The following is a 26,630-nucleotide window of genomic DNA, read 5'->3' on the forward strand; positions in this document are numbered from 1 at the left end:
GCCGCCATCCATGCGCCGAGCCAATGAGTTCGGCTTGTCGGATCAATGAGCATTATAGATCGGACAGGCGCCTTTCCGCCGGGTAGCATCCGGGCAAAAGGGAATGCCATGAACGCCATCACCACCTCCCGCGTCCTGCCCGGCGACCCCGCCCTGGCCGCCCGCCTGAAGCGTGAAACGGAAGGCGAGGTTCGCTTTTCCCCCGCCGACCGCGGCCGCTACAGCACGGATGCCAGCATTTATCAGGTGGAGCCGGTGGGCGTTCTGGTGCCACGCACGGTGGCGGACGTGGAGGCGGCCATGGCCATCTGCCGCGAGGCGGGCGTGCCCGTCCTGGCGCGCGGCGGTGGCACCAGCCAGTGCGGCCAGACCGTCAACCGCGCTCTGGTGATCGACTGCAGCAAGCACCTGCGGCAGGTGCTGGCGGTCGATGCGGCGGCGGGCATGGCGCGGGTGCAGCCCGGCATCGCGCTGGGCGCCCTGAACGACGCGCTGAAGGGCGAGAAACTGTTCTTCCCGGTCGATCCCTCCACCTGGGCGCGCTGCACCATCGGCGGCATGGCGGCCAACAACTCTTGCGGCTCCAAATCGATCCGCTACGGGCTGATGGCGGACAACGTGCTGGGCATCGACGCCATCCTGCCTTCCGGCACCCGCTTCGCCTTCGACGACGCACCGGGCGAGATGCCGCCAGAGGTCGCGGCCCTGGTGCGGTCGCTCCACGCGCTAGGCGAGCGCGAGGCGGCGGAGATCGCGGAACGCTTCCCGAAGCAGCTTCGCCGCGTCGGCGGCTACAATCTAGAGGCGCTGACGCCGGCCGGGCGCGGCAATCTGTCGCGGCTCCTGGTGGGCAGCGAAGGGACGCTGGCCTTCTCGGCCGCCATTGATCTGAAGCTCTGGCCGATCAAGCCGCGCAAGGCGCTGGGCATCTGCCAGTTCCCGACGTTTCGCGCCGCCATGGCCGCCAGCCAGCACCTGGTGACGCTGAACCCCGAGGCGGTGGAACTGGTGGACCGCACCATGATCGACCTCGGCCGCTCCATCCCGATCTACCGCGCCACCATCGACAGCATCGTGCGCGGCGAGCCGGACAGCCTGCTGATCGTCGAGTTCCATGGCCAGGAGGATGCGGCCCTGGCGCGCGAGCTGGACCGGCTGGAGGAGATGATGGGCGACCTCGGCTACCCCGATGCCGTGGTTCGCGTGATCGACAGCGGCTTCCAGGCGCAGGTGGCGGCGGTGCGGGAGGCCGGGCTCAACATCATGATGTCCATGAAGGGCGACGGAAAGCCGGTTTCCTTTATCGAGGATACCGCCGTCGACCTGCCCGACCTCGCCGACTACACCGAGCGGCTGAACGAGGTCTTCGAGAAGCATGGCACCAAGGGCACCTGGTACGCCCATGCCTCCGTCGGTTGCCTGCATGTCCGCCCCGTTCTGAACATGAAGGACGGCGCGGAGGTGGCCAAGATGCGTGCCATCGCCGAGGAATGCTTCGCCCTGGTCCGCGAATACAAGGGCAGCCACTCCGGCGAGCATGGCGATGGCATCGTCCGGTCCGAGTTCCACGAAAGCATGTTCGGCCCCCGCATCGTCCGCGCCTTCGAGGCGGTGAAGGATGCCTTCGACCCGCAGGGGCTGATGAACCCCGGCCGCGTGGTGCGCCCGCCGCGCATGGACGACCGCACGCTGTTCCGCTACCCGCCGGAATATGCCGCGGACCCGGCGGTGAAGCCGGCGCTGGACTGGTCCGCCTGGCCCGGCCCGCAGCGCGGATTCCTGGGCGCCGTGGAGATGTGCAACAACAACGGCACATGCCGGAAATTCGACGCCGATGTGATGTGCCCGTCCTATCGCATCACGCGGGACGAGCAGCACCTGACGCGCGGCCGCGCCAACACGCTGCGCCTGGCGCTCACCGGCCAGCTCGGCCCCGACGCCCTGGCGGGCGACGAGGTGGCGGAGGCGATGTCGCTTTGCGTGTCCTGCAAGGGCTGCAAGCGCGAATGCCCGACCGGCGTGGACATGGCCAAGATGAAGATCGAGGCCGCGCATGCCCGGGCCCAGAAGCACGGCATCCGGCTGAAGGACCGCATCATTGCCGAGCTGCCCCGCTGGGCACCCTGGGCGGCGAGGCTGCCCGGGCTGGCCAATGCGCGCGATGGCATTCCCGGGCTGGCGAGGTTGTCCGAGCGCGCCCTCGGCCTCGCCGCCGGCCGCGCCCTGCCCCGCTTCCGCCGGGACGTGTTCCGCGATGCCGAGGCGAACCGCCCCGGCGGCGAGGAGGCGGTCATCCTCTTCGCCGATACCTTCAACCGCTACTATGAGCCGGAAAACCTGCGCGACGCCGTGACGGTGCTGGCCGCCGCCGGCTGCTCCGTGACACCGGCCGCCGCGCCGGACGGCCGGCCGCTGTGCTGCGGCCGCACCTACCTCGCCGCCGGCATGGTGGACGAGGCGCGCGCCGAGGCGAAGCGGACGCTCGACGCCCTGTCGCAGTCCGACGCGCCGGTGATCGGGCTGGAGCCATCCTGCCTGACCACGCTGCGCGACGAATTCCTGTCCCTGCTGCCGGGCGAGGCCAGCACCCGCCTCGCCGCCCGCGCCCGGTTGACCGGCGAGTTCCTGGCCGGGCGGGACCTGCCGCTGCGACCCATCGGCACAGCGCAGGCGCATGTCCACGGGCATTGCCACCAGAAAGCCTTTGGTGCCTTCGCCCCCGCCGTGAAGGCGCTGAAGCAGGTGCCGGGGCTGGCGGTGGCGCCCATCGCCTCCTCCTGCTGCGGCATGGCCGGCAGCTTCGGCTATGAGGCCCGGAACCAGGATGCCAGCCGCGCCATGGCCGAGCTGTCCCTGCTGCCCGCCATCCGCGCCACGGCGCCGGAGGATGCCGTCGTCGCCGACGGAACCTCCTGCCGCCACCAGATCCGCGACCTGTCGGGGCGCGAGGCGGTGCATTCCATCCGCCTGCTGGCGCGCGCGGTGGCGCCATGAACACCGCGCGCGACGTCCTGCAATTCTGGTTCGCCGGCGACATGGCGACCGCCCGCCCCGCCTGGTTCCAGAAGGACGCGGCGTTCGACGCCGAGATCGCCCGCCGCTTCGGCTCCCTGGTCGGCCCGGCGCGTGACGGACAGCTGGACCATTGGAGGGCGGATGCCGAGGGCACGCTGGCCCTGCTGGTGCTGCTGGACCAGTTTCCGCGCAACCTGTTCCGGGGCCGGGCCGAGGCCTTCGCCTCCGACCCGCATGCCCGCGCCGTGGCGCGCGATGCCGTGCTGCGCCGGCAGCAGGACCTGGCGGTACCCCCCGCGGCGCGCAGCTTCTTTTATCTTCCCTTCGAGCACGCCGAAACGATGGCGGACCAGGACCTGTCCGTCGCCCTGTTCGAGGGATTGCGCGACCATGCCCCGGCGCGGGCCGCCGGCGGGAGCATCGACTATGCGTGGCGCCACCGGCGCGTGATCGACCGCTTCGGGCGCTTTCCACACCGCAACGCCGCGCTCGCGCGCCAGGACACCCCGGCCGAGGCAGTCTACCTGGCGCAGCCTAGCGCCGGGTTTTGACCGAGCTTAAGCTTTGCACGCAGACCTGCCCCGCGTTTCACGATCATCACGCCGATGTCATCGCAACCTATGCTGGTGCTGCTGGTCCAAACGGCCTCGTTCGAGGCATATGGCAAGCGAGTGAGAAGCTGTGACTCCAGGATAAACGCCACCCCTCCGAGCCCCAAACCGTTGATCTACAACGTGCCTCGCAGGAAGTATGGCATTTCTGCCACAGTGATCTTCATTCAACCGAAATAAAGCAACTGGCCCATGCAACCCGGGTTCTCCACTTGCCCGCACACTGGGTTCGCTGAGGAAAAACGATCATGACCTTCCGTCACCTGCTGCTTGCCGCGACCGCCGCGGTCGCCCTGCCCGGCGCCGCCATGGCGCAGTCCTCCTGGCTGCCGACCGCCGCTGCGCAGCCGATCACCGGCGTGTATCTCGGCGCCGGCGCTGGCTGGAACCACTACGGCCAGAACAACATGACGGCTGAGGGCCGCAACGCCCAGTACTTCGACGCCACGCGCGCCAGCCGCCAGGGCAACCTGGACTTCAACGAGGGCGGCGTCGGCGTGCTGTCGCTCGGCTACGGCTTCGGCAACGGCTTCCGCACGGAGATCGAGGGTTCCTACCGCTACAACGAGCTGGACAAGCTCGGTGGCTTCCCGGGCCGCAACGGTGGCGTCGCCACGTCCAACTTCCGCAACTTCGACGGCGAAGTGCAGCAGTACGGCGTGATGGCCAACGTCTACTACGACTTCCAGCTGCCTCAGTGGTTCCCGACCATGCCGGTCGCCGTCGTGCCGTACATCGGTGGTGGCGTTGGCTACATGTGGACGGACATCGACGCCAAGGGCAGCCGCGCTGCCGCCAACGGCAACACCGTGTCGATCAACGACACCGCTGGCCAGTTCGCGTACCAGGGCATCGCCGGTCTCGCCTTCCCGATCACCTCGGTGCCGGGCCTGTCGATCACCGCCGAGTACCGCTACACGGGCGCCCTGCAGTCCAAGTACGACGGTGACGTGCGCACCCCGACCGGCGCGACCGTTGCCACCGGCAAGTTCGAAGTCGACCAGGCGCACAACCACTCCGCCCTGATCGGTGTTCGCTACGCGCTGTACACCCCGGCCGCGGTTGCGCCGGCTCCGGTGGCGCCCGTCGCCCCCGCCGCCGCGCCGGCCCCGACCCGCACCTACCTGGTGTTCTTCGACTTCGACCGCGCCGACCTGACGGACCGTGCCCGCCAGATCATCGCCGAAGCCGCGCAGAACGCTGGCCGCGTGCAGACGACCCGCATCGAAGTGGCCGGCCACGCCGACCGCTCGGGCTCGCCGCAGTACAACCAGCGCCTGTCGCAGCGCCGCGCCGACGCCGTCGCTGCCGAGCTGACCCGCCAGGGCGTGTCGCGCTCGAACATCTCGGTGCAGGCCTTCGGCGAGAGCCGTCCGCTGGTCGCCACCGCCGATGGCGTGCGCGAGCCGCAGAACCGCCGCGTCGAGATCGTCCTGCGCTGATCACGCAGGACGGACGGAGGGTCTTGGCCCTCCGCTCGACCAAGGAAAAGGGCGCCGCAAGGCGCCCTTTTTCGTGTCCGCGCGCCTGCCGACGCTATGGGACCGTCCGGCCCGCGATGCGTGACGCGCAGAGCTGGCCCATGCTGGCCTTGCCGCGGGGAGCGGGGCAAGCTTCCGGCCTGATGTGCAAGGACCACGCCGCATGAGCCAGACCCATTCCGCGCCGCCCGATGGACTGCCGCCGGGCCAGCGGCTTTGGGCCATGGCCGCCATCGCGGTCGCCATCGCCCTGGCGGTGATGGACAGCTCGGTGGCCAACGTCGCCCTGCCCGCCATTTCACGCGATCTCGGCGCCGAGCCATCGGATGTCATCCTGGTGGTCAACGCCTATCAGATCGCCACCATCGTTTCGCTGCTGCCTTTCGCCTCGCTGGGCGAGAAGGTGGGGCACGAGCGGGTCTATACAGTGGGGCTCGCGGTGTTCACGGCCGCCTCGGTAGCCTGTGCCCTGTCCAGCTCACTGCCGTCGCTGATCGCGGCCCGGGCCATCCAGGGCTTCGGGGCGGCCGGGCTGATGAGCGTCAACACCGCGCTGATCCGCTACATCTGGCCGCAGGCCCTGCTGGGGCGCGGCGTCGGGACCAATGCGCTGATCGTCGCGGCCGCCTCGGTCGCCGGGCCACCCGTCGGCTCCGCGGTGCTGGCCGTGGCGCACTGGCCCTGGATCTTCGCCATCAACCTGCCGCTGGGGCTGGCCGCGCTGGCCTTGTCACGGTTCCTGCCACGCACCCACCGCAGTGGCCGCAGGTTCGATGCCGCCAGCGCGCTGCTCAGCGCCGCCACCTTCGGGCTGCTGACCCTCGGCCTGGAACAGTTCACCCGTGGCGCCGCCTGGTGGGTGGTGGTGCTGTTCGTCGCGGGCTTTCTGGGCTTCGGGCTCGCGCTGGTGCGGCGGCAGGCCGGGCGGCCCTCGCCCCTCTTGCCGGTGGACCTGCTGCGCATTCCCGTGTTCGCACTGTCCATCGCCACCTCCATCTGCTCCTTCACCGCGCAGATGCTGGCCTTCGTGGCCATGCCCTTCCTGTTCCAGCACGCGCTCGGGCGTTCGGCGGTGGAAAGCGGGTTGTTGATCACCCCGTGGCCGCTGGTGCTGATCGTGGTGGCGCCGTTGTCCGGGCGGCTGGCCGACCGCATCAACCCCGGCCTGCTGGGCGGTGTCGGCTTGGCGCTGCTGGCTGGCGGCATGGCGCTGCTGGCCACCCTTCCCTCCGCGCCCAGCGCCTTCGAGATCGGCTGGCGGGTCGCGCTGTGCGGCGCGGGCTTCGGCCTGTTTCAAAGCCCCAACAACCGGGTGCTGCTGGCTTCCGCCCCGCGCGAGCGGAGCGGGGGCGCCAGCGGCATGTTGTCCACGGCCCGGCTGCTGGGGCAGACCACCGGCGCGGCGCTGGCCGGGCTGGCGCTCAGCCCGCTGCTGGGCAGCAAGGATGGCGCTTCCCTCGCCATGATGATCGGCGCCGCCGTCGCGGCGCTGGCCGCCGTGGTCAGCCTCAGCCGTTTGGCGGCGACCCGGCGTGCGTGACCTCTGCGTCACCTTCCGCCGCCGCCTCTTGGAACCGCCGCGCCGAAGCCCCACCCTGCGCCCATCGCATGCCTGAGAGCCCCGCCGCATGAGCACCGCCAGCAACGCCGACCTTTCCGCCGAGATCCTGCGGCGCACCGCCGCCGCCGCGGCCGGCAAGTCCATCTGCCCCAGCGAGGTGGCGCGCCATTTCGCGCCCCCCGGCGACGAGGCCACCTGGCGCCCGCTGATGCCAAGGGTGCGCAAGGCCGCGCTCGCCCTCCAGGCCGAGGGGCGGGTGGAGATCCTGCGCAAGGGCAAGCCCGTCCCAGCCGAGGAGGTGCGCGGCGTGATCCGCCTGCGCGCGCCGCAGCCGGCCGGCGGACCCGACGGCGAATGAGCCGCCTCGACGGCTTCAAGGGCGTGCTGCGGGATGCCTGGGCCCTGGCCAAGCCCTACTGGAACAGCGAGGAAAAGTGGAAGGCACGCGGGCTGCTCGCCGTGATCGTCGCCCTTCAGCTCGGGCTGGTCGCGCTGAACGTGGTGCTGACCTACTGGCAGAACGCCTTCTACAACACCATGCAGAACAAGGACGGCGAGGCCTTCACCCAGCTTCTCGTCTGGGGCCACCGGCTGGAGGACGGCACCTTCATGCCGGGCTTCTCCATTCTGGCCGCGCTGTACATCGTGGTGGCCGTTTACGCCCTCTACCTGAACCAGGCGCTGCAGATCCGCTGGCGGCGCTGGCTGGTCGGCCACATGCTGTCCGACTGGCTGGGGCGGCATGCCTATTACCGCATGGCGCTGACCGAGGGCGGCGCCGACAACCCGGACCAGCGCATCGCCGACGACACGCGGCTTTATGTCAGCACCACCCTGAGCCTCGCGCTGGGGCTGATGAGCGCGGTGGTGACGCTGCTGTCGTTCATCGTCGTGCTGTGGGGGCTGTCCGGCGACATGACGCTGTTCGGCATCCAGATCCCTGGCTACCTCGTCTGGGTGGCGCTGATCTATTCCGTGGTCGGCACCGGCATCGCGCATCTGATCGGCCGCCGGCTGATCGCGCTGAACTTCAACCAGCAGCGCGTGGAAGCCGATTTCCGCTTCAACCTCGTCCGCGTGCGCGAGAACGTCGAGGGCATCGCCCTGCATGGCGGCGAGGCCGAGGAAGGCACCGGGCTGCGCCACCGCTTCGGCGCCGTGATGCGGAACTGGTGGAACATCATGCGCGTCACCAAGCAGCTCAGCTTCTTCACGGTGGGCTTCGCGCAGGTGGCCTCGATCTTTCCGCTGATCGTCGCCTCCCCCGCCTTCTTCGCCGGGCGCATTCCGCTGGGCACGCTGATCCAGACCAGCACCGCCTTCGGCTCCGTGCAGGGCGCGATGTCCTGGATCGTCACCAACTACGACGACATCGCATCCTGGCGCGCGACGGTGGAGCGCCTCACCGGGTTTCACCGTGCCGTCGCCGCCGCGCGCGCCGCGGCCGACGATGGGCCGCAGGTGGCGGCTGGCGCCGGCCCCGCGCTCGCCGCCAGCGGCCTGGACCTGGTCTTGCCGGATGGCCGGGAGTTGACGCGCGATGCCGCGCTGGAACTGCGGCCTGGGGAAGCGGTGCTGGTCACCGGCGCTTCCGGCAGCGGCAAGTCCACCCTGTTCCGCGCGCTGGCCGGCATCTGGCCCTTCGGCACCGGGCAGGTGTCGCGCCCGCCGGGCGAGGCGCTATTCCTGCCGCAGCGCCCCTACATGCCGCTCGGCACCCTGAAGCGTGCCGTCTGCTACCCGCAGGATGAAGCCGGGCATCCGGACGCCGAGGTCGTGGCGGCGCTGGAAGCCGCCGGTCTTTCCGACCTCGCCCCCCGGCTGCACGAAGCGGATGCCTGGGAGCGGCGGCTGTCGGGCGGCGAGCAGCAGCGGCTCGCCATCGCGCGTGCGCTGGTCAACAAGCCGCAATGGCTGTTCCTGGACGAAGCCACCGCCAGCCTGGACCCGGAAGGCGAGCGCGCCCTCTACACGACCCTGAAGCAGGCGCTGCCTGGCACCGCCATTCTTTCGATCGCCCATCGCCCGGCGGTCGCGCAGTTCCACGACCGGGTGCTGCGGCTGGCCGATGGCCGGCTGCACCCCGTGCCCCCGCAGGAGACGCCCGCATGAGTGCCATTCCCCCGCCCCGCTTCGACCACGTGGTCGTTTATGTGGAGGACCGGCTGGACGACGCCGCCGCGCAATACCAGCGCCTGGGCTTCCAGCTGACGGAACGCGGGCACCATACGCTGGGCTCATCCAACCATCTGGCGATCTTCGGTGACGACTATCTGGAGCTGCTGGGCTACGAGCCCGCGCGGGCCGGCAGTGCCAAGGGCGCCTGGGCCATGCCGCCGGGTTTGGGCGGCTTGGTCTTCAAGCCCGGTCCCGATGCCGGCTTCCGCGACGAGGTTCTGGCGCGCGGCGTGCCGGTCGAGGAGTCACGCGAATTCTCCCGTCCCGTCGAGGTCGATGGCGGCGAGCGGGACGCCAAGTTCCGCGTGACGCACCTGAAGCCCGAGGTAGCCTTCAACGGCCGTGTGTTCTTCTGCCACCACTTCACGCCGGAGCTGGTGTGGCGGCCGGAATGGCAAAAGCACGCCAATGGGGTATCGGGCATCGCCGAGTTCGTCGTGTGCAGCACCGACCCGGCCCGCGCGGCCGCGCCTTACCGCAAGCTGTATGGCGACGCGGTCTTTTCCGAAATCCCCGGCGGCGTCGCGCTGCGGGCGGGGACGGGCCGGCTGCTGATCCTGTCGCCCGACGCTGCCCGCGCCCATCTGGGCGAGGCTTTGCCGGAGTTGCCGGCGGACGGCGCCGACAAGATGGTCGGGCTGGTGCTGCGCACGGCATCGCTGTCCCAGGCGCGCGAAGCCTTGTCGGGGGGCGCGGTGCCCTTCATGGACGAAGGCAACCGCCTGCTGGTGGCTCCCGCGAGCGCCTGCGGGCTCGCCCTGGGTTTCGTCGCCTAGGCAAACCAATCGGGGTGCTGCGCCCGCACGGCGGGGATGCGCGTCAGCGTGGCGGAAAAGTTCTGCCGCAGCGCCGCCTCGGCCGCCGGAGCGTCACCCGCCGCGATGGCGCGGGCGATCTCGGCATGCTCGCCCACCACGGCCTGCATCTTGCCCGGCCCGGGCAGGTTCAGGCGCCGCAGCCGGTCCAGGTGGCCGCTGCGGCTCCGCACCAGGGGCCAAAGCCCGCCGATGTTGGCGGCCTCGTACAGCGCGGCATGGAAGGCATCGTCCGCTTGGGCGAAGCCATCCTGCCCCACCAGCCTCCGCTGATCATCCAGCATCGCCTGCAATGCCGCAGCCAATGCCGGCGGCGGCGCGGCGGCCAGGCGCCGCACCATCTCAACCTCCACGGCCGTGCGTAGGAACTGCGCCTGAGCCACGCTGCCGAGGTCGATGCGGGCCACGTGGGTGGAAGCGCTGGGCACCACCGTAACCAGCCCTTCCGCCTGCAGGCGGCTCAGCGCCTCGCGCACCGGCGTCTGGCTGAGGCCGAGGCGCAGCGCGATCTCCGCGCGTGACAGCGGCGACCCTGGTGGCAGGACCAGTTCGACGATGGCTTGCCGCAGGCTTGCATAGGCGGCGTCACCGGCCAGCGGGCGTGGGGCGATCGGCTGCAACATGGAGCCCAGCATAGCGCCTGAGACCAAAATCCGAAATATCGGTTGCTGGACGGGCTGGCGGGCCGGGTCTAGCATCGCCCGAACGGACCCAGAGCCGCGAGAGGAACACGCCCCCATGACCCCATCCCACCCGGTGACCGCATGAGCGCGCCGCGCCTCCTGCTCGCCCGCCGCATCACCCCTGCCGCGGAGGAGCGCGCGCGGCGGGACTTCGATGCCCTGGTCGCCGACCATGACCTGGATGCCGCCGAAACCATCGCCATGGCCAAGCAGCACAAGGCGGAGGCGCTGCTGATCGGCTCCCCCTGCAAGCTGGATGCGGCGGCGATCAATGCCTTGCCGGACCACGTCAAGGTCATCGCCAACGCCAGCGTCGGCTACGACCACATGGATGCCGAGGCCGCCAAGGCGCGCGGCATCGTCGTCACCAACACGCCGGACGTGCTGACGGATTGCACCGCCGACCTCGCCTTCATGCTGCTGCTGGCCGCCTGCCGGCGGGGCTATGAGTACGACAAGATGATGCGGGACGGCTGGGGCATCCGCATGGGGCTGGCCGATTGGCTGGGCCTGAAGCCCAGCGGCAAGACCATCGGCATTGTCGGCATGGGGCGCATCGGGCGGGCCATGGCGCAGCGCGCGCGTGGCTTCGGCATGAAGGTGATCTACCACAACCGCAAGCGCCTCGACCCCGAGCTGGAGCAGGGCGCCGAATACTTCGCCGACCTGAAGCAGATGCTGCCGCACAGCCAGATCCTGTCGCTGCACCTGCCCGCCGGCGGCGGCACGCTGATGACGCGCGAAACCTTTGCCCTGCTGCCCAAGGGCGCGGTCTTCGTGAATTCCGCGCGCGGCGCGCTGGTGGACGAGGATGCGCTGATCGAGGCGCTGTCCAGCGGCCACCTGTTCGCCGCCGGGCTAGATGTGTTCCGGAAAGAGCCTGACTACGACAGGCGTTTCGCGGATCTGCCCAACGTCTTCCTGTCGCCGCACATGGCCAGCGCCACGCAGGAAACGCGGGACGCGATGGGCAATCTCGCGCTCGACAACCTGGCCGCGGTCTGCGCCGGCCGCCCTGCCCTCACCCCCGTCTGAGCGGAAGCCCCGTCATCATGACCGCATCGCCCCTGCCGAAAATCAAGACTGCCGAGGAGCTGCGCTCGCGCCGCTGGTTCGGCCCCGCCGACCTCCGCAGCTTCGGCCACCGCTCCCGCGCCATGCAGATGGGCTACTCGCCCGAGGAATGGACCGGCAAGCCGGTGATCGCCATCCTCAACACCTGGTCGGACCTGCAGCCCTGCCACGCGCACTTCAAGACGCGCGTGGATGACGTCAAGCGCGGCATCCTGATGGCGGGCGGCTTTCCGGTGGAGTTGCCGGCGCTGTCGGTCAGCGAAAGCTATGTGAAGCCGACCACCATGCTGTACCGCAACATGCTGGCCATGGAGACGGAGGAGCTGCTGCGCTCCCACCCCGTTGACGGCGCGGTGCTGATGGGCGGGTGCGACAAGACCACGCCGGGGCTGCTGCTGGGCGCCACCAGCATGAACATCCCGGCCATCTTCCTGCCCGCCGGGCCGATGCTGCGCGGCAACTGGCAGGGCAAGCACCTGGGCTCGGGCTCGGACTCTTGGAAGTACTGGGACGAACTGCGCGCCGGCAAGATCACCGACCAGGACTGGCTGGCGGTGGAGGGCGGCATCGCCCGCTCCTACGGCACCTGCATGACCATGGGCACGGCGTCCACCATGACCGCCATCGCGGAAGCGGCGGGCATGGTGCTGCCGGGCGGCTCCTCCATGCTCGCGGCCGATGCCGGGCACATCCGCCTGGCCAGCGAAAGCGGCCGCCGCATCGTGGACATGGTGTGGGAAGACCTGACGCCGCAGAAGATCCAGAGCCGCGCGGCCTTCGAGAATGCCATCGCGGTGGCCATGGCCATGGGCTGTTCCACCAATGCCATCATCCACCTGATCGCCATGGCGCGGCGCGCCGGGCAGGACATCGGGCTGGACGACTTCGAGCGCTACAGCAGGAAGGTTCCGGTCATCGGCAATGTCCGCCCCAGCGGCAATGCCTACCTGATGGAGGATTTCTACTACGCCGGCGGCATCAAGGCGCTGATGAACAACATCCGCGAGCACCTCGACCTCACCTGCCTCACCGTGTCCGGCCGTACGCTGGGCGAGAACATCGAGGGTGCCAAGGTCCACAACGACGATGTCATCCGCCCGACCTCCAACCCCATCTACGGCGAGGGGTCGCTCGCGGTGCTGAAGGGCAACTTGGCGCCGGACGGCTGCGTCATCAAGCCCGCCGCCATGGACCAGCGCTTCCTGAAGCATTCCGGCCCCGCCGTCGTGTTCGACGACTACCCCAGCATGAAGAAAGCGGTGGACGACGAGAGCTATCCCTTCACGCCCGACACCGTGATGGTGCTGCGCAACGCCGGCCCGCAGGGCGGCCCGGGCATGCCGGAATGGGGCATGTTGCCGATGCCGAAGAAGCTGCTGAAGGAAGGCCACCGCGACATGATGCGGCTGTCCGACGCCCGCATGTCCGGCACCTCCTACGGCGCCTGCGTCTTGCACGTCTCGCCGGAAAGCTGGATCGGCGGCCCCCTGGCGCTGTTGAAGACCGGTGACATGGTGGAAGTCGATGTCGCGTCCCGCAGCATCAACATGCAGGTCTCCGACAACGAATTGGCCGAGCGCCGCGCCGCGCTGCAGGCGCCGGAGCCGCGCTACGAGCGGGGCTATGGCTGGATGTTCACCAAGCACATCCAGCAGGCCAGCGACGGCTGCGACTTCGACTTCCTGAAGACCGACTTCGGCCGCCCGGTCGATGAACCCGTGATCTACTGAGGCCGCGCCCGATGAGCATGAACCCCGACACCCGCGCCAAGCTGAAGACCGTCAGCACCGCGACGCTGGCCACTGCGCTGTTCAAGCGCGGCCTGCGCAACCAGATGATTCAGGGCGCGCAGCCCGTGGGTGGCACCAAGCGCGCGGAAAGCATGGTGGGCGAGGCCTTCACGCTGCGCTACATGCCGGCGCGCGAGGACCTCAACACGCTCGCCGTGTTCCGCGACCGCGGCCACCCGCAGCGCAAGGCGGTGGAGGAATGCCCGCCCGGCGCCGTGATGGTAATGGACAGCCGCAAGGATGCCCGCGCCGCCTCGGCCGGCGGCATCCTGGTGACGCGGCTGATGATGCGCGGCGTGGCCGGCGTGGTGACGGATGGCGGCTTCCGGGATTCCGCCGAGATCGCCTCGCTGGAGATGCCGGCCTATCACACCCGCCCCTCGGCACCCACCAACCTGACGCTGCATCAGGCAATCGACATCAACGTGCCGATCGGCTGCGGCGACGCGCCGGTCTTCCCGGGCGATGTGATCGTCGGCGATGCCGATGGCGTCATCGTCATCCCCGCCGAGATCGCCGACGAGATCGCGGCCGAGGCGGTGGAGATGACCGCCTTCGAGGATTTCGTGACGGAGCGGGTGCAGGGTGGTCAGGGCATCCTCGGCCTGTATCCGCCGACCGACGAGGGCAACCTCGCCACCTTCGCGAAATGGCGGCAGCAGAAGGACCGGTAGGATTTCCGCTTCGCTTCCCGGCGGTTCACCTCCCGCCCGCGTCTCCTATCTCGACTCGCTCCGTGGTTTGGCCGCCGTGCAGGTTCTATTGCTCCACTTCGCAACAGGCCTGCTGCCAGGCCTTGCCCTGTCCACGCCGAAGCAGGGCACGCTGGCCGGCTTCGTCCACGCTTCGCCGCTGTTCGTGCTGTATGACGGCTATTCCGCCGTGTACCTGTTCTTCATCCTCAGCGGTTACGTGCTGACGCTGGCGTTCCAGGCGCGTGAAACCCGCCCCCTGCCGGCCCTGGCCGGGCGACTGGTGCGGCTCGGCCTGCCTGCCCTGGTGGCGGGCATCCTGTCCGCCACGATCTTCGCCGTTTTCGGTGGCCTGAACCCGGAGGTCGGGCGGCTGGTCGACTCCACTTGGTACGCCCACCTGTGGCAACCGACCCTCGGTGTCACGAACCTCGTCAAGGATGTCGTGGTCAGCGGGCTGCTGCTTGGCTACCTCCCGGTGGAACCCTGGATGGGCCTGTTGCCCGGCTGGCGCCTGACGCTGGACGTGTCGCTCAGCGCGCCGCTGTGGACCCTGTCGGTCGAGCTGTATGGCTCGGTGCTCATCTGGCTCCTGGTCGCGCTGGAACGGCGGGGGGTCTGGCCCTGGCGCATCGGCCTCGCCGTCGCTCTGCTGTTGCTGTTGCGCGGGCCTTATCTCTGCTTTCTGGCCGGCCACCTGATGGCCCGTCACCGCTTCGCGGAGCGGGCACCGGTGGTCGCGCGCTTGCCGGCGTTGCTGCTCATCCTGGGCGGGTTGGCGCTGTGCGTCATGGCGGAGTTCCGCATGCTGCCACCTGTCACCGCCTTCTGCGCGGCAAACCTGCCCCTGGTGCCCTGCTCCCCCGGCGGCCTGCAGCAGAAGATCTATGGCAGCCTGCTGGTCTTCGTCGGTCTGGTGCAGCTTCCATGGCTGCGACAGGCGCTGCAGGCCCGATGGGCAAGGGGATTGGGCGAGATATCCTTCTCGCTCTACCTCACCCATTGGCCGCTGCTGTTCGGGCCGGTGGCGGCGCTGGTGCTGGCACTGCAGGGACCGCTGGGCCTGCCGCCGGCGCGGCTGCTCGCCATCGTGGCGGGCCTCGCGCTGTCCTTCGCGCTGGCCCGCCTGTTTCTGCCGGTGGACCGGCTGGCGGTGCGGCTGTCCCGCAGGGTGCAGGGCCGCCGCCCCGCGATCAGTCGAAGCTGAGAAAGCCCGGCATCGCCGAGATCGGTGGTGCCGCGCGCAGCTTCGCCAGATCCGGCACCGGGCGGGACAAGGTGGCATCCCCCGCCACCGCCGCCTCGATCGCCGCCGCCACCGCGATCACCTTGGCATCCGCGCCGCGGGCCCCGACGATCTGCATCCCGAAGGGCAGGCCCGCGCGGTCCAGGCCCATCGGCAGGCTGATGGCCGGGTGGCCGGGCAGCGTCACCGCATAGGCGTTGGCCAGCCACTGGAAGTAGGTGCGCGTCGGCTGACCGTCGATCTCGGCGGGGTACAGCTCACTCCACGGGCGGGGCGAGATGGTGATGGCGGGCGCCAGGATGACGTCCACGTCGCCGGCGAAGAAAGCCTGCCACCGGCGGTAGATCTGCGTTTGCAGCACCTGCGCCCGCGCCACGTCGGCGGCCGAATAGGTCCAGCCGCGCTCCACATCCGCCCGCACGTTGGGGCCGACGCTGTCCGGTGCCTTGCGCACCCGCTCGTCGAACCCGGCCAGGAAGCTGACGGCGCGCAGCACCTCGAAGGCCTCGTCGGAACCGCTGCAATCGGGCGAGCGGTGCTCGACGGAAGCGAACAGCGGCGCCAGCGCCGCGAGGCGGGAGGCGAAGACCTCGCGCACGTGCCGTTCCGTCGGGGCGAAGCCGAAATCCTCCGTCGCTGCCACGCGGATCGCCGACAGATCCACCCTGCCCTGCCAGGACATGTTCTGACGCACGTCGGTGCCCGGCAGCGTGTAGGCCAGCGGGTCGATGTTCGCGTCCCCCGCCATGACGGACAGCAGCAGCGCCACGTCCCCCACGTCGCGTGCCATGGGGCCGAGCACGGACAGGCCCGACCAGCCCAGCGCGCGGCGGCTGTTGGGCACCAGCCCCGGGCTGGGGCGGAAGCCGGTGATGCCGTTGAAGGCTGCCGGGTTGCGCAGCGAGCCGCCGGTGTCCGAGCCGCTGGCCAGCGGCACCATGCCGGTGGCCAGCACCACCGCCGAACCGCCGGAGGACCCGGCGGCCGAGCGCGTGGGATCGAAGGGGTTGCCGGTGGCGCCGTAGACGGCGTTGCGGGTGTTGCCGCCCGCCCCGAACTCCGGCGTGTTGGTCTTGCCCAGGATGTTGCCGCCGGCGGCGCGGATCGCCGCCACGTGGTGGTCATCCTGCTTGGGCACGTTGTCGCGGAAGATCGGGCTGCCGAAGGTGGTGGCCAGCCCTTCGGTGGAATCCAGGTCCTTGATGCCGATGGGCAGGCCATGCAGCGGGCCGAGCGTGTCGCCGCGCATCACCGCCGCCTCGGCGGCCCGGGCGTTGCTGCGCGCGCGGTCCTCGTCCATCGCCACCATGGCGTTGACGGCGTGGTTCACCTCCGCCACGCGCTTGAGACAGGAGTCCAGCAGTTCCACCGGGGACAGCGCCTTGGCGCCGATCATTCGCCGCGCGGCGACGGCGGACAGGTCACAGGGTTCGGTCATGTCGGGAATTCCTCAGTAGCCCAGCGCGCAGCCGTCCTTGCGCGGGTCGGACCCGCCGATCAGCACGCCCCGCGCACGGTCGATCAGGATGGCCTGGCCGCCGCCATGCGGCTTGTCGATCATCTCGAGCTGGTGACCCATGCGGGCCAGCCGGTCGATCGCGGCGGCCGGGATGCCGCGCTCCACCTGCAGCTTGCCGGCGTAGGGGAACAGCCGCGGCAGGTCGAGCGCGGCCTGCACGTCCAGCCCGTATTCGAAGTGGTTGGACAGGAACCACGTCTGCCCCATCGGCTGGAAGTGGCCGCCCATGACGCCGAAGGGCATCAGCGGCACGCCGTCGCGCATCACCATGCCGGGGATGATGGTGTGCATGGGCCGCTTGTGGGGCGCGATGCAGTTGGGGTGCCCTTCCTCCAGCCGGAAGCCGAAGCCGCGGTTGTGCAGCATCACGCCACTCTTCTCGGCCAGGATGCCGGAGCCGAAGCTTTCGAACAGCGAGTTGATGAAGGAGCAGGCGTTGCCCTCGGCATCCACCACGCAAAGGTACACCGTGTCCTTGTGCACCGGCAGCATCTCGGCGAGGCCGGCGGGCGGCATCTCGCGCATCGCGCGCTCGTCGTCGATCAACGCACGCAGCTTGGCGGTGTAGTCGGGCGAGGTCAGCTTCGCCACCGGCACGTCCACCTGGCTGGGGTCGGCCAGAAAGCCGTCGCGGTCGCGATAGGCGAGCCGCGCGACCTCCACATGGCGGTGCATGCGGGTGACGGACAGCGGATCGCCCGCCGGGGTCTCGAAGCCACCCAATGTTCCGAGCATGGACAGCACCAGCATGCCTGAGCCGTTGGGCGGGCACTGGAACACGTCCAGCCCCTTCCAGCGCGTCTGGATCGGCTCCACGAACTGCGCGATGTCGATGCCGGCGGCGAAGTCGGCTTCCGTGTGGCTGCCCCCGGCGGCCTGCAGCGTGGCCACCATGTCGGCGGCCACCTCACCCTCGTAGAAGCCCCGGGCGCCCTCGGCGGCGATCTTGCGCAGGGTCTTGGCCAGGGCCGGCTGGCGGAACACGTCGCCCACCTGCGGGCTGTGGCCGCCGGGCAGGAAATGGCGCGCGGTCTGCGGATGCTTGGCCAGCTTCGCGGCGGCGACCTCCCAATCGGCGGCCACGCGTGGATGCACCGGGTGGCCTTCCTCGGCCAAGCGGATGGCGGGCGCCAGGATCTCATCCAGACCCTTGCGGCCGTGCGCGGCATTCAGCTTCACCCAGGCGGAGACGGCGCCCGGCACCGTGACGGAATGCGCGGAAGTCGCCTCCATCTTGTCCAGCCCGTCGGCGCGCAGCCGCTCCGGCGTCGCACCGGCGGGCGCCCAGCCGGAGCCGTTCATCGCCACGACCTTGCTTTGCCCGGCGGGCACGTAGAGGCAGAAGTTGTCGCCACCGATGCCGGTCGACTGCGGCTCCACCACCGCCAGCACGGCGGCCGCGGCAATGGCGGCATCCATGGCATTGCCGCCCGCCCGCAGCATGTCCACCGCCGCCAGCGTCGCCGCCGGCATGGAGGTGGCGGCCATGCCGTTCATGGCCAGGACCGGGCTGCGGCCGGGGTGGTGGAAGTCGCGCATGCAAAACTCTCTTTTCGGCGGAATGTCGGACAATCGCGGCGCGAACGCTGGCACGGCCGGGCCGTCGCGTCCATCCACCCTTCCGGCCAGCCGCCGCCTGCGCTATCCCGTTGCAATGAGCAGCACCGCGACCATCGAGGATTTCGAGCGCATCGACATCCGCGTCGGCACCATCCTCGATGCCCAGCCGCTGGAAGGCGCGCGCAAGCCCGCCATCCGGCTGGAAATCGACCTGGGGCCGGAAATCGGGGTGAAGCGCTCTTCCGCCCAGATCACCGTGCATTATGCGCCGGACAAGCTGATCGGCCGGCAGGTGCTGTGCGTGGTGAACTTTCCGCCGCGCCGCATTGCCGGGTTCCAGAGCGAGGTGCTGACCCTCGGCCTGCCCGATCCCGACGGCGCGGTGGTCCTTCTCCGACCCGATCTCGCCGTGCCCAACGGCGGCAGGATGTTTTGAATGGCGCCGCGCTACTACACCGTTTCCTGGGACCAGCTGCACCGCGACGGCAAGGCCCTCGCCTGGCGGCTGGTCGAGCGCGGGCCGTGGCAGGGCATCGTCGCCATCACGCGCGGCGGGCTGATCCCGGCCGCCATCGTGGCGCGCGAGTTGGATTGCCGCATGATCGAGAGCGCTTCCATCGTCACCTATGACGAGGAGGTGAAGGGCGACCCCGTGGTGGCCAAGCCCCCCGCCGCCGCGCTGGAAAGCCAGGGCGAGCACTGGCTGGTGCTGGACGACCTGGTGGACACCGGCACCACGCTGCGCGTGGTGCGCAACCTGTTGCCCAAGGCGCATTACGCCACGGTCTACGCCAAGCCCGCCGGCAAGCCGCTGGTCGACACCTTCGTGACCGAGGTCAGCCAGGACACCTGGATCCTGTTCCCCTGGGACACCGAGCAGCAGTTCGTGCCCCCCATCGCCAAGGCCGCCGCCGGCAAGTAGCCGGCGGCGACCCGCCGCTCAGTACCCGGCCTGCGGGTCGATGCGGTTGGCCATGGGCTTGCCCTCCCGCGCCGCGCGCAGATTGGCGAACAGGATGTCCAGGCTGTCGTCGTTGTAGGTTTCCGGGTCGTCCACCGACATGTGCGGGGTGATGAACAGCCCCGGCACGCTCCACAGACGGTGGCCGGGTGGCAGCGGCTCCGGCACCGCCACGTCCGTCAGCGCACCGCCGAGGCGGCCGGCTTCCAGCGCATCGGCCACCGCGTCCTGGTCCCACACCGGGCCACGCGCGATGTTCACCAGCTTGGCCCCCTGGGGCAGCAGCCCGACGCGGCGGCGGTCCAGCAGCCCGCGCGTGGCCGGCGTCAGCGGGCAGGCCAGGACCAGGAATTCGGCGTCCGGCAGCACGCTGTCCAGCGCGTCCTGCGTCACCACGCGCTCGCAGGCCTCATGCGGCCGGTCGGTGTTGCGCACGCCCGTCACCCGCATGCCGAACTGCGCCGCGCGCGTGGCCACCGCACCGCCCAGCGAGCCCAGGCCCACCACGATCAGGCGGCGCCCGGCCAGCACGGAACCGAAGCGCGGCGCCCATTCGCCGCGCTGCTGCGCCTGGGCAAAGGCCGGCAGGTGGTTGGCCAGCATGAGCAGCGCCATCAGCCCGAACTCGCCGGCCTTGACGCTGTGCGCGCCGCGGTTGTTCAGCAGTGCCACATCCTCCGGCAGCCAGTCGAAGGGGGCCAGGCGGTCCAGCCCGGCGGAGGTGCAGAAGATGGTCCGCAGCTTCGGCGCCAGTGGCTTCAGCCCCTCATGCGCCAGGCGCTGGTGCACGATGCGCACCCAGGTGACCAGCAGCTCGGCCTCGCCGATCGCGGCCTGAAAGCCGGCCTCGTCCGCGGCGAAGCTCGGGCGTAGTCCGGCCATGTCGGGGTTGCGCTTCACCGCTGCCGCCCATTGCGCCGGCGTGACGGGAAACAGGGTTTCGTTTTCGGGGTTCTGAATATGGACTCGCATGGCGCGCACCCTGCCACGCCGCGCCTGCCCGACCAACTGCTTGACACCTGCGCCTGATGCCGGGGGAATGCGCGGCAACCGAAACGACCGCCCAGGAGTCCTGTCCGATGCCCCGCGCCTTCCGCCTTGCCGCGCCATTGGCGCTGGCCACGCTCCTGGCCGTGCCCGCCGTGGCGCAGAACCTGACCGTCGGCATCCAGGGCGAGCCGAGCACGCTGGACCCGCAGTTCAACCTGCTGGGCACCAACACCTCGGCCCTGCGCAACATCTACGACACGCTGGTGTCGCGCGACCCGGCGTTGCAGATCCGCCCGTCGCTGGCGGAATCCTGGCGCGCGGTGGACGAGACGACCTGGGAATTCAAGCTTCGCCCCGGCGTCACCTTCCATGACGGCAGCCCGCTGACGGCGGAGGACGTGCGCTTCAGCATCGCCCGCCTGCCCAATGTGCAGGGCAACCCGAACAGCTATGCCACCTACATCCAGGGCATCAGGGAGGTGCAGGTGGTGGACCCGCTGACGGTCCGCTTCATCACCGACGGCCCGGTGCCGCTGCTGCCCATCAACCTGACCAGCGTGTTCATCCTCTCCTCCGCCAAGGGGGTGCAGACGACCAGCGCCTTCAACAACGGTTCGGCCGCCATCGGCACGGGTCCTTATCGTTTCGTGTCCTGGCAGCCGGGGCAGCCCATGGTGCTGGACCGCAACGACGCCTATTTCGGCGGCCGCCCCGACTGGTCGCGCGTCAGCTTCCGCCCCATCCCGGCCGATGGCGCGCGCGTCGGCGCGCTGCTGGCGGGCGACGTGGATTTCATCAACGCCGTGCCGTTGCAGGACGTGAAGCGGCTGGAAGCGGAAGGCGCAGGCCAGCGCTTCAAGGTCTTCGGCGGCGTATCTTCCTACGTCTACATGCTGTTCCCCGAGATGGGGAAGGACAGCATGCCCGGGCTGCGTGACGCCCAGGGCCAGCCGCTGAACAGGAACCCCTGGCAGGACGCGCGGGTGCGCGAGGCGGTGTCGCTGGCGCTGAACCGGCAGAGCATCGTGGAGCGGCTGATGGAAGGCCGTGCGCGCGTCGCAAACCAAGCCATTCCGGAAGGATTCTTCGGCTATTCCCCCGCCGTGCCGCCCGCGCGCTTCGACCTGGAGCGCGCGCGGGCATTGCTGCGGGAGGCCGGCTATCCCAACGGCTTCCAGACCAGCCTGTCCTGCCCCAGCGACCGCTTCGTCAACGACAGCAAGATCTGTGAGGCCGCGGCGCAGCAGTTGCAGCGCGCCGGCATCAAGGTGGACCTGAACGTCATGCCGCGCGCCACCTTCTTTCCCGCCCGCGCGCGGCGCGAATGGCCGCTGCACGCCGCCGGCTGGGGCAGCCTGACGGGCGAAAGCAGCTACTTCCTGACCAGCCAGATCCACACGCCGAGCCGCGAGCTGGGCCTCGGCGCCATCAATTATTCCGGCATCTCGGTGCCCGGCATCGACACGTTGATCCAGCAGGCCCGCCGCACGCTGGACGAGGGCGCCCGGCGCGCCTTGCTGGAACAGGCCATGCAGCAGACCATGGCGCAGCACCTGGTGATTCCCATCCTGACCTTCGAATCCCTGTGGGCCGGGCGCGGCGACCGCCTGGACTTCACGCCCCGCGCCGACGAGGAAACGCTGGCCATCGAGATCCGGGCCCGCCGCTGATGCCCTTGTCCATCGATCTTTCGGGCAAGCGCGCGCTGGTCACCGGCGCGGGCACCGACGGCATCGGTCGCGCCACCGCGCGGCTGCTGGCGGAGGCCGGCGCGCGGGTGGCCGTGCACCACATGGCCGAGCCGGCCGTGGCCATGGCGCTGGCCGCCACGACCGGTGGCGTGGCGCTGCAGGCCGACCTGTCTGACGTGGAGGCCGCATGTGCCCTGCCGCACCGGGCGGCCGAGGCGCTCGGCGGCCTGGACATCCTGGTGTCCAACGCCGGGGTGCTGCTGCGCAAGCCGCTGGCGGAAACGACGGACGCCGAGTTCGCCCGGGTGCACGCCATCAACCTCGCGGCCGGCTTCGCGCTGGGGCGGGAAGCGGCGGGCATCATGCGCGCGGGCGGCGGGGGCGGGCGGATCGTCTTCACCTCCTCCGTCAACCAGTGGATGCCCAATCCGGGGCTGGTGGCCTATGGCAGCGCCAAGGGCGGGCTGATGCAGCTGGCGCGGCAGATGGCGCTGGAGCTGGCGGCGGAGAACATCACGGTGAACCTCGTCGCCCCCGGCACCATCGAAACGGAATTCAACCGCGTGGCGCGGGAAAGCCCCGGCTGGCGCGACGCCAAGCTGGCCCTGATCCCGGCCGCCCGCACCGGCACGCCGGAGGACGTGGCCGGCGCCATCCTGTTTCTGGCCAGCGGCCTCGCCGGCTATGTGACCGGCAGCACCGTCACGGTGGACGGCGGGCTGTCCTTGATGGGAATGCGCCCGTGACCTGGGAAGCCTATGCCGTCCGCTACGCCGAGGATACGCACCGCACGGAGGCTCGCAGCTTTCTGGGCGGGGCCGGCGGCGACGCGCCCTTCCCCTTCGCCTACCACGCCTTCCTGTTGAAAGGGCCGGATGGCTGGGTGGCCTTCGACACCGGCGCCGACGAGGCCGCCTGCGCCCGCTACGGCAAGAGCTTCGTGCAGGGGCTGCCCCGCGCCATGGCGCTGCTGGGCATCGACCCGGCGGCGGTGCGGCACGTGGTGCAGACCCACCTGCACTGGGACCACGCGGGGCAGCCCGGGCTGTTCCCCAATGCCACCTTCCACATGCAGGCGCGGGAGATGGCCTTTGTCACCGGCCCCGCCATGCGCCACCCCATGCTGCGGGCAGGCTATGAGGCCGCCGACATCGCCGCGCATGTCGCCTTGCTGCACCAGGGGCGGCTCATGCTGCATGACGGGCGGGTGGACCTGCTGCCGGGCCTGACGCTGCTGCATGCCGGCGGCCATACGGACGGGCTGCAATTCGCGGTGCTCGGCACCCGGCGCGGCCGCATGGTGCTGGCGGGCGACGTGGTGGCGACGCGCGCGCATCTGGACCGCCGCATCCCCTTCCCCTCGCTGTTCCACGTGGGCGACGCGCTGGCGGGGTTCGAGGCCGTGCTGGCGGCGGCCGATGCGCCGGAGCTGGTGATCCCCTCGCACGACCCCTGGGTGGCCCTGGCGCACCCGCCCGCCCTCGCGGGGGGCGAGGGCTGGCTGGTGCGGCTGGACTAGCCCTGGCGCTTGCGGGCGCCGTTCTTGCGAAGCAGGAACTCGCGGCCGATCTTCACCTGCGGCTTGCCGTCATACTCGATGATGTCGGCGGTCGCGTAGGTTTCGCTCCAGGTGTTGGGAATGAAGCTGCCGGTGCCCACCACGTCCACCGGCGCCTTGGCTTCCGCCATCACCCGGCACTTAGTGACACCGAAGCCGGAGGAGGCGACGATCTTCACCTTGGGGTATCCCGCCTGGTCCAGGGCTTCCCGCATCCGCCAGATGGCGGCGGCCGAGACGCCGGTGCCGACCAGGTGGCGCAGTTCCGTTTCGCTGCGATAGCGGCGGATGGTGCTGGGGGCATGGCGCTCCAGCACCGCGTAGCTTTCCGCCGGGTCCAGCCCTTCCAGGAACCGGCCGCCATGGGTGTCCAGCCGCACCGACAGCCGCCCCCCGGCCGCGAGCTCGGCGAAGCGGGCGCAGACCTCGATGCCGTCCGTGACCTCCCGCCCGAAATAGTCGACCAGCACGGTCAGGCTTTCATCGGGAAAGGTCTCGAAGAACATCTCGGCCGCGCGCACGGTGCTGCCGGCGTAGCCGATCAACGCATGCGGCATGGTGCCGTAGCCGCGCGCATTGCCGAACCAGTGCGCGGTCTGGTCGTTGGCGTTGCCGATGAACCCCTGGGCCCCTTCGCGCTTCGCGGCGGCGGAGCCGACGGAAGCGGCGTAGGCCATCATCTCCTGCATCTCGGCGCCGGCGCAGTGCCGCGCCTCCATGGCCAGAAACGGCACCTGCGGCAGTTCCAGCGCCATCTGATAGGCGTTGTGCGCCGCGACGCAGGGTGCGCCGAGCTTCTGCAGGTACAGCGTTTCCAGATCCGCGAGCTGCGTGAAGGAGCCTGTGATGTAGAGGATCGGGTCGCCCGCCCCCACCCACTCGCCTTCCTTGTGCATCAGCTCGATCTCGATCTCCGTGCCGCGCTCAACGGCCACGGAGGCCAGCCATTCCAGCGCCAGCCGCGGTGCCGAAACCACAGGGCGGCGCAGAAACACCGCGTAGGTGACGCGGCAATCGCCGAAGCGCGAAACGATCGCCTTGGTGCGGTTGAAGTAGACGTCCGTGCGCCCGGCGATCAGCGCGTCGCCAGGGGTCAGCACCGGGGTGTCGGCGGTCACTGCGCGGCCACCAGCGGCATGCGGCTGCCTTCGGGGCGGCGGGCCTTCAGCTCCTCCGCCACCAGGAAGGCCAGCTCCAGCGCCTGCTCGGCATTCAGCCGCGGGTCGCACTGGGTGGCGTAGTTGGCGGCGAGGTCGGCCTCGGTCAGCTTGTGCGCGCCGCCGATGCATTCCGTCACGTCGCGCCCCGTCATCTCCACATGCACGCCGCCGGGCCATGTGCCGGCCTCGCCATGCGCGTCAAAGAAGCCGCGCACCTCCGTCAGGATGCTGTCAAAGGAACGGGTCTTGTAGGCGCCGGCGGTGTGGGTGTTGCCGTGCATGGGGTCGCACAGCCACACCACCTCGCGCCCCGCGTCGCGCACCGCGCGCAGCAGCGGCGGCAGCTTTTCCGCCACCTTGCCGGCGCCCATGCGGCTGATCAGCGTCAGCCGGCCAGGCGCGTTGCCGGGGTTCAGCAGCTCGCACAGCCGCACCAGCTCGGACGGGTCGGTGGTGGGGCCGACCTTCAGGCCCAGTGGGTTTTTCACCCCGCGCAGGAACTCCACATGCGCGCCATCCGGCTGCCGCGTGCGGTCGCCGATCCACAGGAAGTGGGCGGAACAGGCGTACCAGTCGCCCGTGGTGGAATCCACGCGGGTCAGCGCTTCCTCGTAGGGCAGCAGCAGCGCCTCGTGGCTGGTGTAGAACTCGGTTTCGCGCACCTGCGGCGCGTTGGACATGCCGCAGGCCGCCATGAAGCGCAGCGTCTCGTCGATGCGCGACGCCAGGTCCTGGTAGCGCTCGGCCAGCGGGCTGCGCTCCACGAAGCCGAGATTCCAGCGGTGCACCTGGTGCAGGTCGGCGTAGCCGCCGGTGGCAAAAGCGCGCAGCAGGTTCAGCGTGCCCGCCGACTGCATGTAGGCGAATTCCATGCGCGACGGCTCGGGCAGCCGCGCCTCGGGCGTGAACTCGGGGCCGTTGATGATGTCGCCGCGATAGGACGGCAGCGTCACCCCGCCCTGCGTCTCGGTGTCGGAGGAGCGCGGCTTGGCGAATTGCCCGGCCATGCGGCCCAGCTTCACCACCGGCAGCCCGCCGCCGAAGGTCAGCACCACCGCCATCTGCAGCAGCACCCGGAAGGTGTCGCGGATGGTGTTGGCGTTGAAGTCGGGGAAGCCCTCGGCACAATCGCCGCCCTGCAGGATAAAGGCGCGCCCCTGCCCGGCATCGGCCAGCTGCTGCTGCAGGCGCCGGGCCTCGCCGGCGAAGACCAAGGGCGGAAAGCCGGCGAGCTTCGCCTCCATCGCCTTCAGCTTCGTCGCGTCCGGATAGTCTGGCACCTGCCGGATCGGCATGTCGCGCCAGCTTCCGGGCTGCCACCCGCGCACCGTCATCACACTCGTCTTCCTCGTCTCAAGCTTATTGGCCGGAACGATAGACCGAGCCGGGGGCCGAGGGCTACCGGGCAGGCGCGCGGCTGCCCTGCGGCAGGCTCAGCGCAGCAGCGGCAGGACGCTGGCGGCCAGCAGCAGACCCATGGCGAGGTTGAAGCGCCGCCATGCGCGCGGCGTGTGCAAAAGCCGCCCCGCGCCCCGGCCCACCGCTACCCAGACCAGCAGGCAGGGCAGCGACACGGCCCCGAAGACCAGCGCCACGCGCAGCCCGGTGGCTAGCGCGCCCTCCCCCGGCTGGGCAAAGGCCGGGATCGCGGCCAGCGCCACCATCCACGCCTTGGGGTTGACCCACTGGAACCCGGCGGCGCCCCAGAAGCCAAAGCCGCGCGGGGCGGCACCGGAGACGGGCGCCGGCGCGCGGCCGATCTTCCAGGCCAGATACAGCAGCCAGGCCACGCCGAGGTAGCGGAGGATGCCCTGCAAGGGCGGGCTGGCCGCCAGCGGCGCCGCCAGCCCCAGGGCGGCGGCCAGCAAAAGCGCCATGAAACCTAGGCTGATGCCCAGCAGCGCCGGCAGCGTGCCGCGAAGCCCGCCCGCCGCCGCCATGGCGCTGACCATCAGCGTGTTCGGCCCGGGCGTGACGCTGGAGGCCACGGCGAAGCCCAGCAGGGGCAGGATCGTTTCCATGCCGGGCAGCGTGGCGCGCCGCCC

At 70.2% G+C, this 26,630-nt stretch carries 23 protein-coding genes; 16 read left to right on the top strand and 7 right to left on the bottom strand.

What is annotated here, in order from left to right:
* Positions 1-108: 108 nt before the first annotated feature.
* The 7 genes from IAI59_RS13630 (at position 109) to IAI59_RS13660 (ending at position 9,622) form a co-directional block, all read left to right on the top strand.
* Positions 109-2,994, top strand: a complete 2,886-nt coding sequence (locus IAI59_RS13630) for an FAD-binding and (Fe-S)-binding domain-containing protein (RefSeq protein ID WP_207419684.1) — start codon at positions 109-111, stop codon at positions 2,992-2,994.
* Complete coding sequence (locus IAI59_RS13635) at positions 2,991-3,566, top strand: DUF924 family protein (protein WP_207419683.1); 576 nt, start codon at positions 2,991-2,993, stop codon at positions 3,564-3,566. Before IAI59_RS13630 ends, IAI59_RS13635 begins: the two co-directional genes overlap by 4 nt.
* Positions 3,567-3,874: 308 nt before the next feature.
* Positions 3,875-5,068 carry an OmpA family protein gene (locus IAI59_RS13640; RefSeq protein WP_207419682.1) on the top strand — a complete coding sequence of 398 codons (1,194 nt, stop codon included), beginning with the start codon at positions 3,875-3,877 and terminating at the stop codon, positions 5,066-5,068.
* A 202-nt stretch (positions 5,069-5,270) separates the two neighbouring features.
* Complete coding sequence (locus tag IAI59_RS13645; protein ID WP_237181029.1) at positions 5,271-6,647, top strand: MFS transporter; 1,377 nt, start codon at positions 5,271-5,273, stop codon at positions 6,645-6,647.
* A gap of 88 nt (positions 6,648-6,735) precedes the next feature.
* Positions 6,736-7,026 (top strand): DUF3253 domain-containing protein, encoded by a 291-nt coding sequence (locus tag IAI59_RS13650; protein WP_207419681.1) that lies wholly within the window; start codon positions 6,736-6,738, stop codon positions 7,024-7,026.
* Positions 7,023-8,780, top strand: a complete 1,758-nt coding sequence (locus IAI59_RS13655) for an ABC transporter ATP-binding protein/permease (RefSeq protein ID WP_207419680.1) — start codon at positions 7,023-7,025, stop codon at positions 8,778-8,780. The genes IAI59_RS13650 and IAI59_RS13655 overlap by 4 nt, the downstream gene beginning before the upstream one ends.
* Positions 8,777-9,622: a VOC family protein gene (locus tag IAI59_RS13660; protein WP_207419679.1), complete on the top strand. Its 846-nt coding sequence runs from the start codon at positions 8,777-8,779 to the stop codon at positions 9,620-9,622. Before IAI59_RS13655 ends, IAI59_RS13660 begins: the two co-directional genes overlap by 4 nt.
* Here IAI59_RS13660 and IAI59_RS13665 read toward each other — a convergent pair.
* A complete protein-coding gene (locus IAI59_RS13665; protein ID WP_237181028.1) occupies positions 9,619-10,284 on the bottom strand; it encodes a GntR family transcriptional regulator in 666 nt (221 codons plus the stop codon). The genes IAI59_RS13660 and IAI59_RS13665 overlap by 4 nt on opposite strands.
* Before the next feature lie 141 nt (positions 10,285-10,425).
* Here IAI59_RS13665 and IAI59_RS13670 point away from each other — a divergent pair, with 141 nt between their 5' ends.
* The 4 genes from IAI59_RS13670 to IAI59_RS13685 are packed head-to-tail and all read left to right on the top strand — an operon-like array spanning position 10,426 to position 15,107.
* The gene (locus IAI59_RS13670) at positions 10,426-11,379 is read left to right on the top strand and encodes a 2-hydroxyacid dehydrogenase (protein ID WP_207419677.1); all 954 of its coding nucleotides are present in this window, start codon (positions 10,426-10,428) and stop codon (positions 11,377-11,379) included.
* Between the two features lie 17 nt (positions 11,380-11,396).
* Complete coding sequence (araD, locus tag IAI59_RS13675) at positions 11,397-13,148, top strand: L-arabinonate dehydratase (protein ID WP_207419676.1); 1,752 nt, start codon at positions 11,397-11,399, stop codon at positions 13,146-13,148.
* An 11-nt stretch (positions 13,149-13,159) separates the two neighbouring features.
* Positions 13,160-13,882 carry a ribonuclease activity regulator RraA gene (locus tag IAI59_RS13680; protein WP_207419675.1) on the top strand — a complete coding sequence of 241 codons (723 nt, stop codon included), beginning with the start codon at positions 13,160-13,162 and terminating at the stop codon, positions 13,880-13,882.
* Positions 13,794-15,107, top strand: coding sequence for an acyltransferase family protein (locus IAI59_RS13685; RefSeq protein WP_272877389.1), 1,314 nt, complete (start codon positions 13,794-13,796; stop codon positions 15,105-15,107). The genes IAI59_RS13680 and IAI59_RS13685 overlap by 89 nt, the downstream gene beginning before the upstream one ends.
* Here IAI59_RS13685 and IAI59_RS13690 read toward each other — a convergent pair.
* Entirely contained in the window at positions 15,094-16,584 is a 1,491-nt protein-coding gene (locus IAI59_RS13690; RefSeq protein ID WP_207419673.1) for an amidase, read from the bottom strand. The genes IAI59_RS13685 and IAI59_RS13690 overlap by 14 nt on opposite strands.
* A gap of 12 nt (positions 16,585-16,596) precedes the next feature.
* On the bottom strand, positions 16,597-18,204 hold the full coding sequence (locus IAI59_RS13695; protein WP_207419672.1) for a gamma-glutamyltransferase family protein: 1,608 nt from the start codon (positions 18,202-18,204) through the stop codon (positions 16,597-16,599).
* A 115-nt stretch (positions 18,205-18,319) separates the two neighbouring features.
* On the opposite strand from IAI59_RS13695, the gene IAI59_RS13700 reads away from it, so the two are divergent.
* Together IAI59_RS13700 and gpt are read left to right on the top strand one after the other, a co-directional pair.
* Positions 18,320-18,661 carry a tRNA-binding protein gene (locus IAI59_RS13700; RefSeq protein WP_207419715.1) on the top strand — a complete coding sequence of 114 codons (342 nt, stop codon included), beginning with the start codon at positions 18,320-18,322 and terminating at the stop codon, positions 18,659-18,661.
* Positions 18,662-19,147, top strand: coding sequence for a xanthine phosphoribosyltransferase (gpt, locus tag IAI59_RS13705; RefSeq protein ID WP_207419671.1), 486 nt, complete (start codon positions 18,662-18,664; stop codon positions 19,145-19,147).
* An 18-nt stretch (positions 19,148-19,165) separates the two neighbouring features.
* On the opposite strand, the gene IAI59_RS13710 is transcribed toward gpt, so the two are convergent.
* Positions 19,166-20,158 (bottom strand): D-2-hydroxyacid dehydrogenase, encoded by a 993-nt coding sequence (locus tag IAI59_RS13710; protein WP_207419670.1) that lies wholly within the window; start codon positions 20,156-20,158, stop codon positions 19,166-19,168.
* Between the two features lie 107 nt (positions 20,159-20,265).
* Between IAI59_RS13710 and IAI59_RS13715 the strand changes: the two genes are divergently transcribed.
* Genes IAI59_RS13715 through IAI59_RS13725 form a run of 3 tightly spaced genes read left to right on the top strand, consistent with a single transcriptional unit; the run spans position 20,266 to position 23,386 of the window.
* Positions 20,266-21,846: an ABC transporter substrate-binding protein gene (locus IAI59_RS13715; RefSeq protein ID WP_207419669.1), complete on the top strand. Its 1,581-nt coding sequence runs from the start codon at positions 20,266-20,268 to the stop codon at positions 21,844-21,846.
* Positions 21,846-22,613 (top strand): SDR family NAD(P)-dependent oxidoreductase, encoded by a 768-nt coding sequence (locus tag IAI59_RS13720; protein ID WP_207419668.1) that lies wholly within the window; start codon positions 21,846-21,848, stop codon positions 22,611-22,613. The genes IAI59_RS13715 and IAI59_RS13720 overlap by 1 nt, the downstream gene beginning before the upstream one ends.
* Entirely contained in the window at positions 22,610-23,386 is a 777-nt protein-coding gene (locus IAI59_RS13725; protein ID WP_207419667.1) for an N-acyl homoserine lactonase family protein, read from the top strand. The genes IAI59_RS13720 and IAI59_RS13725 overlap by 4 nt, the downstream gene beginning before the upstream one ends.
* On the opposite strand, the gene IAI59_RS13730 is transcribed toward IAI59_RS13725, so the two are convergent.
* The 3 genes from IAI59_RS13730 to IAI59_RS13740 form a co-directional block, all read right to left on the bottom strand.
* Positions 23,383-24,543, bottom strand: coding sequence for a beta/alpha barrel domain-containing protein (locus IAI59_RS13730; RefSeq protein ID WP_207419666.1), 1,161 nt, complete (start codon positions 24,541-24,543; stop codon positions 23,383-23,385). The genes IAI59_RS13725 and IAI59_RS13730 overlap by 4 nt on opposite strands.
* Positions 24,540-25,919: a class II 3-deoxy-7-phosphoheptulonate synthase gene (locus IAI59_RS13735; RefSeq protein WP_207419665.1), complete on the bottom strand. Its 1,380-nt coding sequence runs from the start codon at positions 25,917-25,919 to the stop codon at positions 24,540-24,542. The genes IAI59_RS13730 and IAI59_RS13735 overlap by 4 nt, the downstream gene beginning before the upstream one ends.
* Before the next feature lie 99 nt (positions 25,920-26,018).
* Positions 26,019-26,606 carry a LysE family translocator gene (locus IAI59_RS13740; protein ID WP_207419664.1) on the bottom strand — a complete coding sequence of 196 codons (588 nt, stop codon included), beginning with the start codon at positions 26,604-26,606 and terminating at the stop codon, positions 26,019-26,021.
* Positions 26,607-26,630 lie beyond the last annotated feature (24 nt).

Source organism: Roseomonas haemaphysalidis (assembly GCF_017355405.1).
Lineage (GTDB): Bacteria > Pseudomonadota > Alphaproteobacteria > Acetobacterales > Acetobacteraceae > Pseudoroseomonas > Pseudoroseomonas haemaphysalidis.

What these genes read in the sequence shown, in the direction of transcription:
- IAI59_RS13640 (WP_207419682.1), top strand. Translation starts at nt 3,875, where the DNA reads ATGACCTTCCGTCACCTGCTGCTTGCCGCGACCGCCGCGGTCGCCCTG.
- IAI59_RS13670 (WP_207419677.1), top strand. Translation starts at nt 10,426, where the DNA reads ATGAGCGCGCCGCGCCTCCTGCTCGCCCGCCGCATCACCCCTGCCGCG.
- IAI59_RS13690 (WP_207419673.1), bottom strand. Translation starts at nt 16,584, where the DNA reads ATGACCGAACCCTGTGACCTGTCCGCCGTCGCCGCGCGGCGAATGATC.
- IAI59_RS13635 (WP_207419683.1), top strand. Translation starts at nt 2,991, where the DNA reads ATGAACACCGCGCGCGACGTCCTGCAATTCTGGTTCGCCGGCGACATG.
- IAI59_RS13715 (WP_207419669.1), top strand. Translation starts at nt 20,266, where the DNA reads ATGCCCCGCGCCTTCCGCCTTGCCGCGCCATTGGCGCTGGCCACGCTC.
- IAI59_RS13710 (WP_207419670.1), bottom strand. Translation starts at nt 20,158, where the DNA reads ATGCGAGTCCATATTCAGAACCCCGAAAACGAAACCCTGTTTCCCGTC.
- IAI59_RS13650 (WP_207419681.1), top strand. Translation starts at nt 6,736, where the DNA reads ATGAGCACCGCCAGCAACGCCGACCTTTCCGCCGAGATCCTGCGGCGC.
- IAI59_RS13665 (WP_237181028.1), bottom strand. Translation starts at nt 10,284, where the DNA reads ATGTTGCAGCCGATCGCCCCACGCCCGCTGGCCGGTGACGCCGCCTAT.
- IAI59_RS13680 (WP_207419675.1), top strand. Translation starts at nt 13,160, where the DNA reads ATGAGCATGAACCCCGACACCCGCGCCAAGCTGAAGACCGTCAGCACC.
- IAI59_RS13645 (WP_237181029.1), top strand. Translation starts at nt 5,271, where the DNA reads ATGAGCCAGACCCATTCCGCGCCGCCCGATGGACTGCCGCCGGGCCAG.
- IAI59_RS13695 (WP_207419672.1), bottom strand. Translation starts at nt 18,204, where the DNA reads ATGCGCGACTTCCACCACCCCGGCCGCAGCCCGGTCCTGGCCATGAAC.
- IAI59_RS13735 (WP_207419665.1), bottom strand. Translation starts at nt 25,919, where the DNA reads ATGACGGTGCGCGGGTGGCAGCCCGGAAGCTGGCGCGACATGCCGATC.
- araD (WP_207419676.1), top strand. Translation starts at nt 11,397, where the DNA reads ATGACCGCATCGCCCCTGCCGAAAATCAAGACTGCCGAGGAGCTGCGC.
- IAI59_RS13655 (WP_207419680.1), top strand. Translation starts at nt 7,023, where the DNA reads ATGAGCCGCCTCGACGGCTTCAAGGGCGTGCTGCGGGATGCCTGGGCC.
- IAI59_RS13720 (WP_207419668.1), top strand. Translation starts at nt 21,846, where the DNA reads ATGCCCTTGTCCATCGATCTTTCGGGCAAGCGCGCGCTGGTCACCGGC.
- IAI59_RS13740 (WP_207419664.1), bottom strand. Translation starts at nt 26,606, where the DNA reads ATGGAAACGATCCTGCCCCTGCTGGGCTTCGCCGTGGCCTCCAGCGTC.
- IAI59_RS13700 (WP_207419715.1), top strand. Translation starts at nt 18,320, where the DNA reads ATGAGCAGCACCGCGACCATCGAGGATTTCGAGCGCATCGACATCCGC.
- IAI59_RS13630 (WP_207419684.1), top strand. Translation starts at nt 109, where the DNA reads ATGAACGCCATCACCACCTCCCGCGTCCTGCCCGGCGACCCCGCCCTG.
- IAI59_RS13660 (WP_207419679.1), top strand. Translation starts at nt 8,777, where the DNA reads ATGAGTGCCATTCCCCCGCCCCGCTTCGACCACGTGGTCGTTTATGTG.
- gpt (WP_207419671.1), top strand. Translation starts at nt 18,662, where the DNA reads ATGGCGCCGCGCTACTACACCGTTTCCTGGGACCAGCTGCACCGCGAC.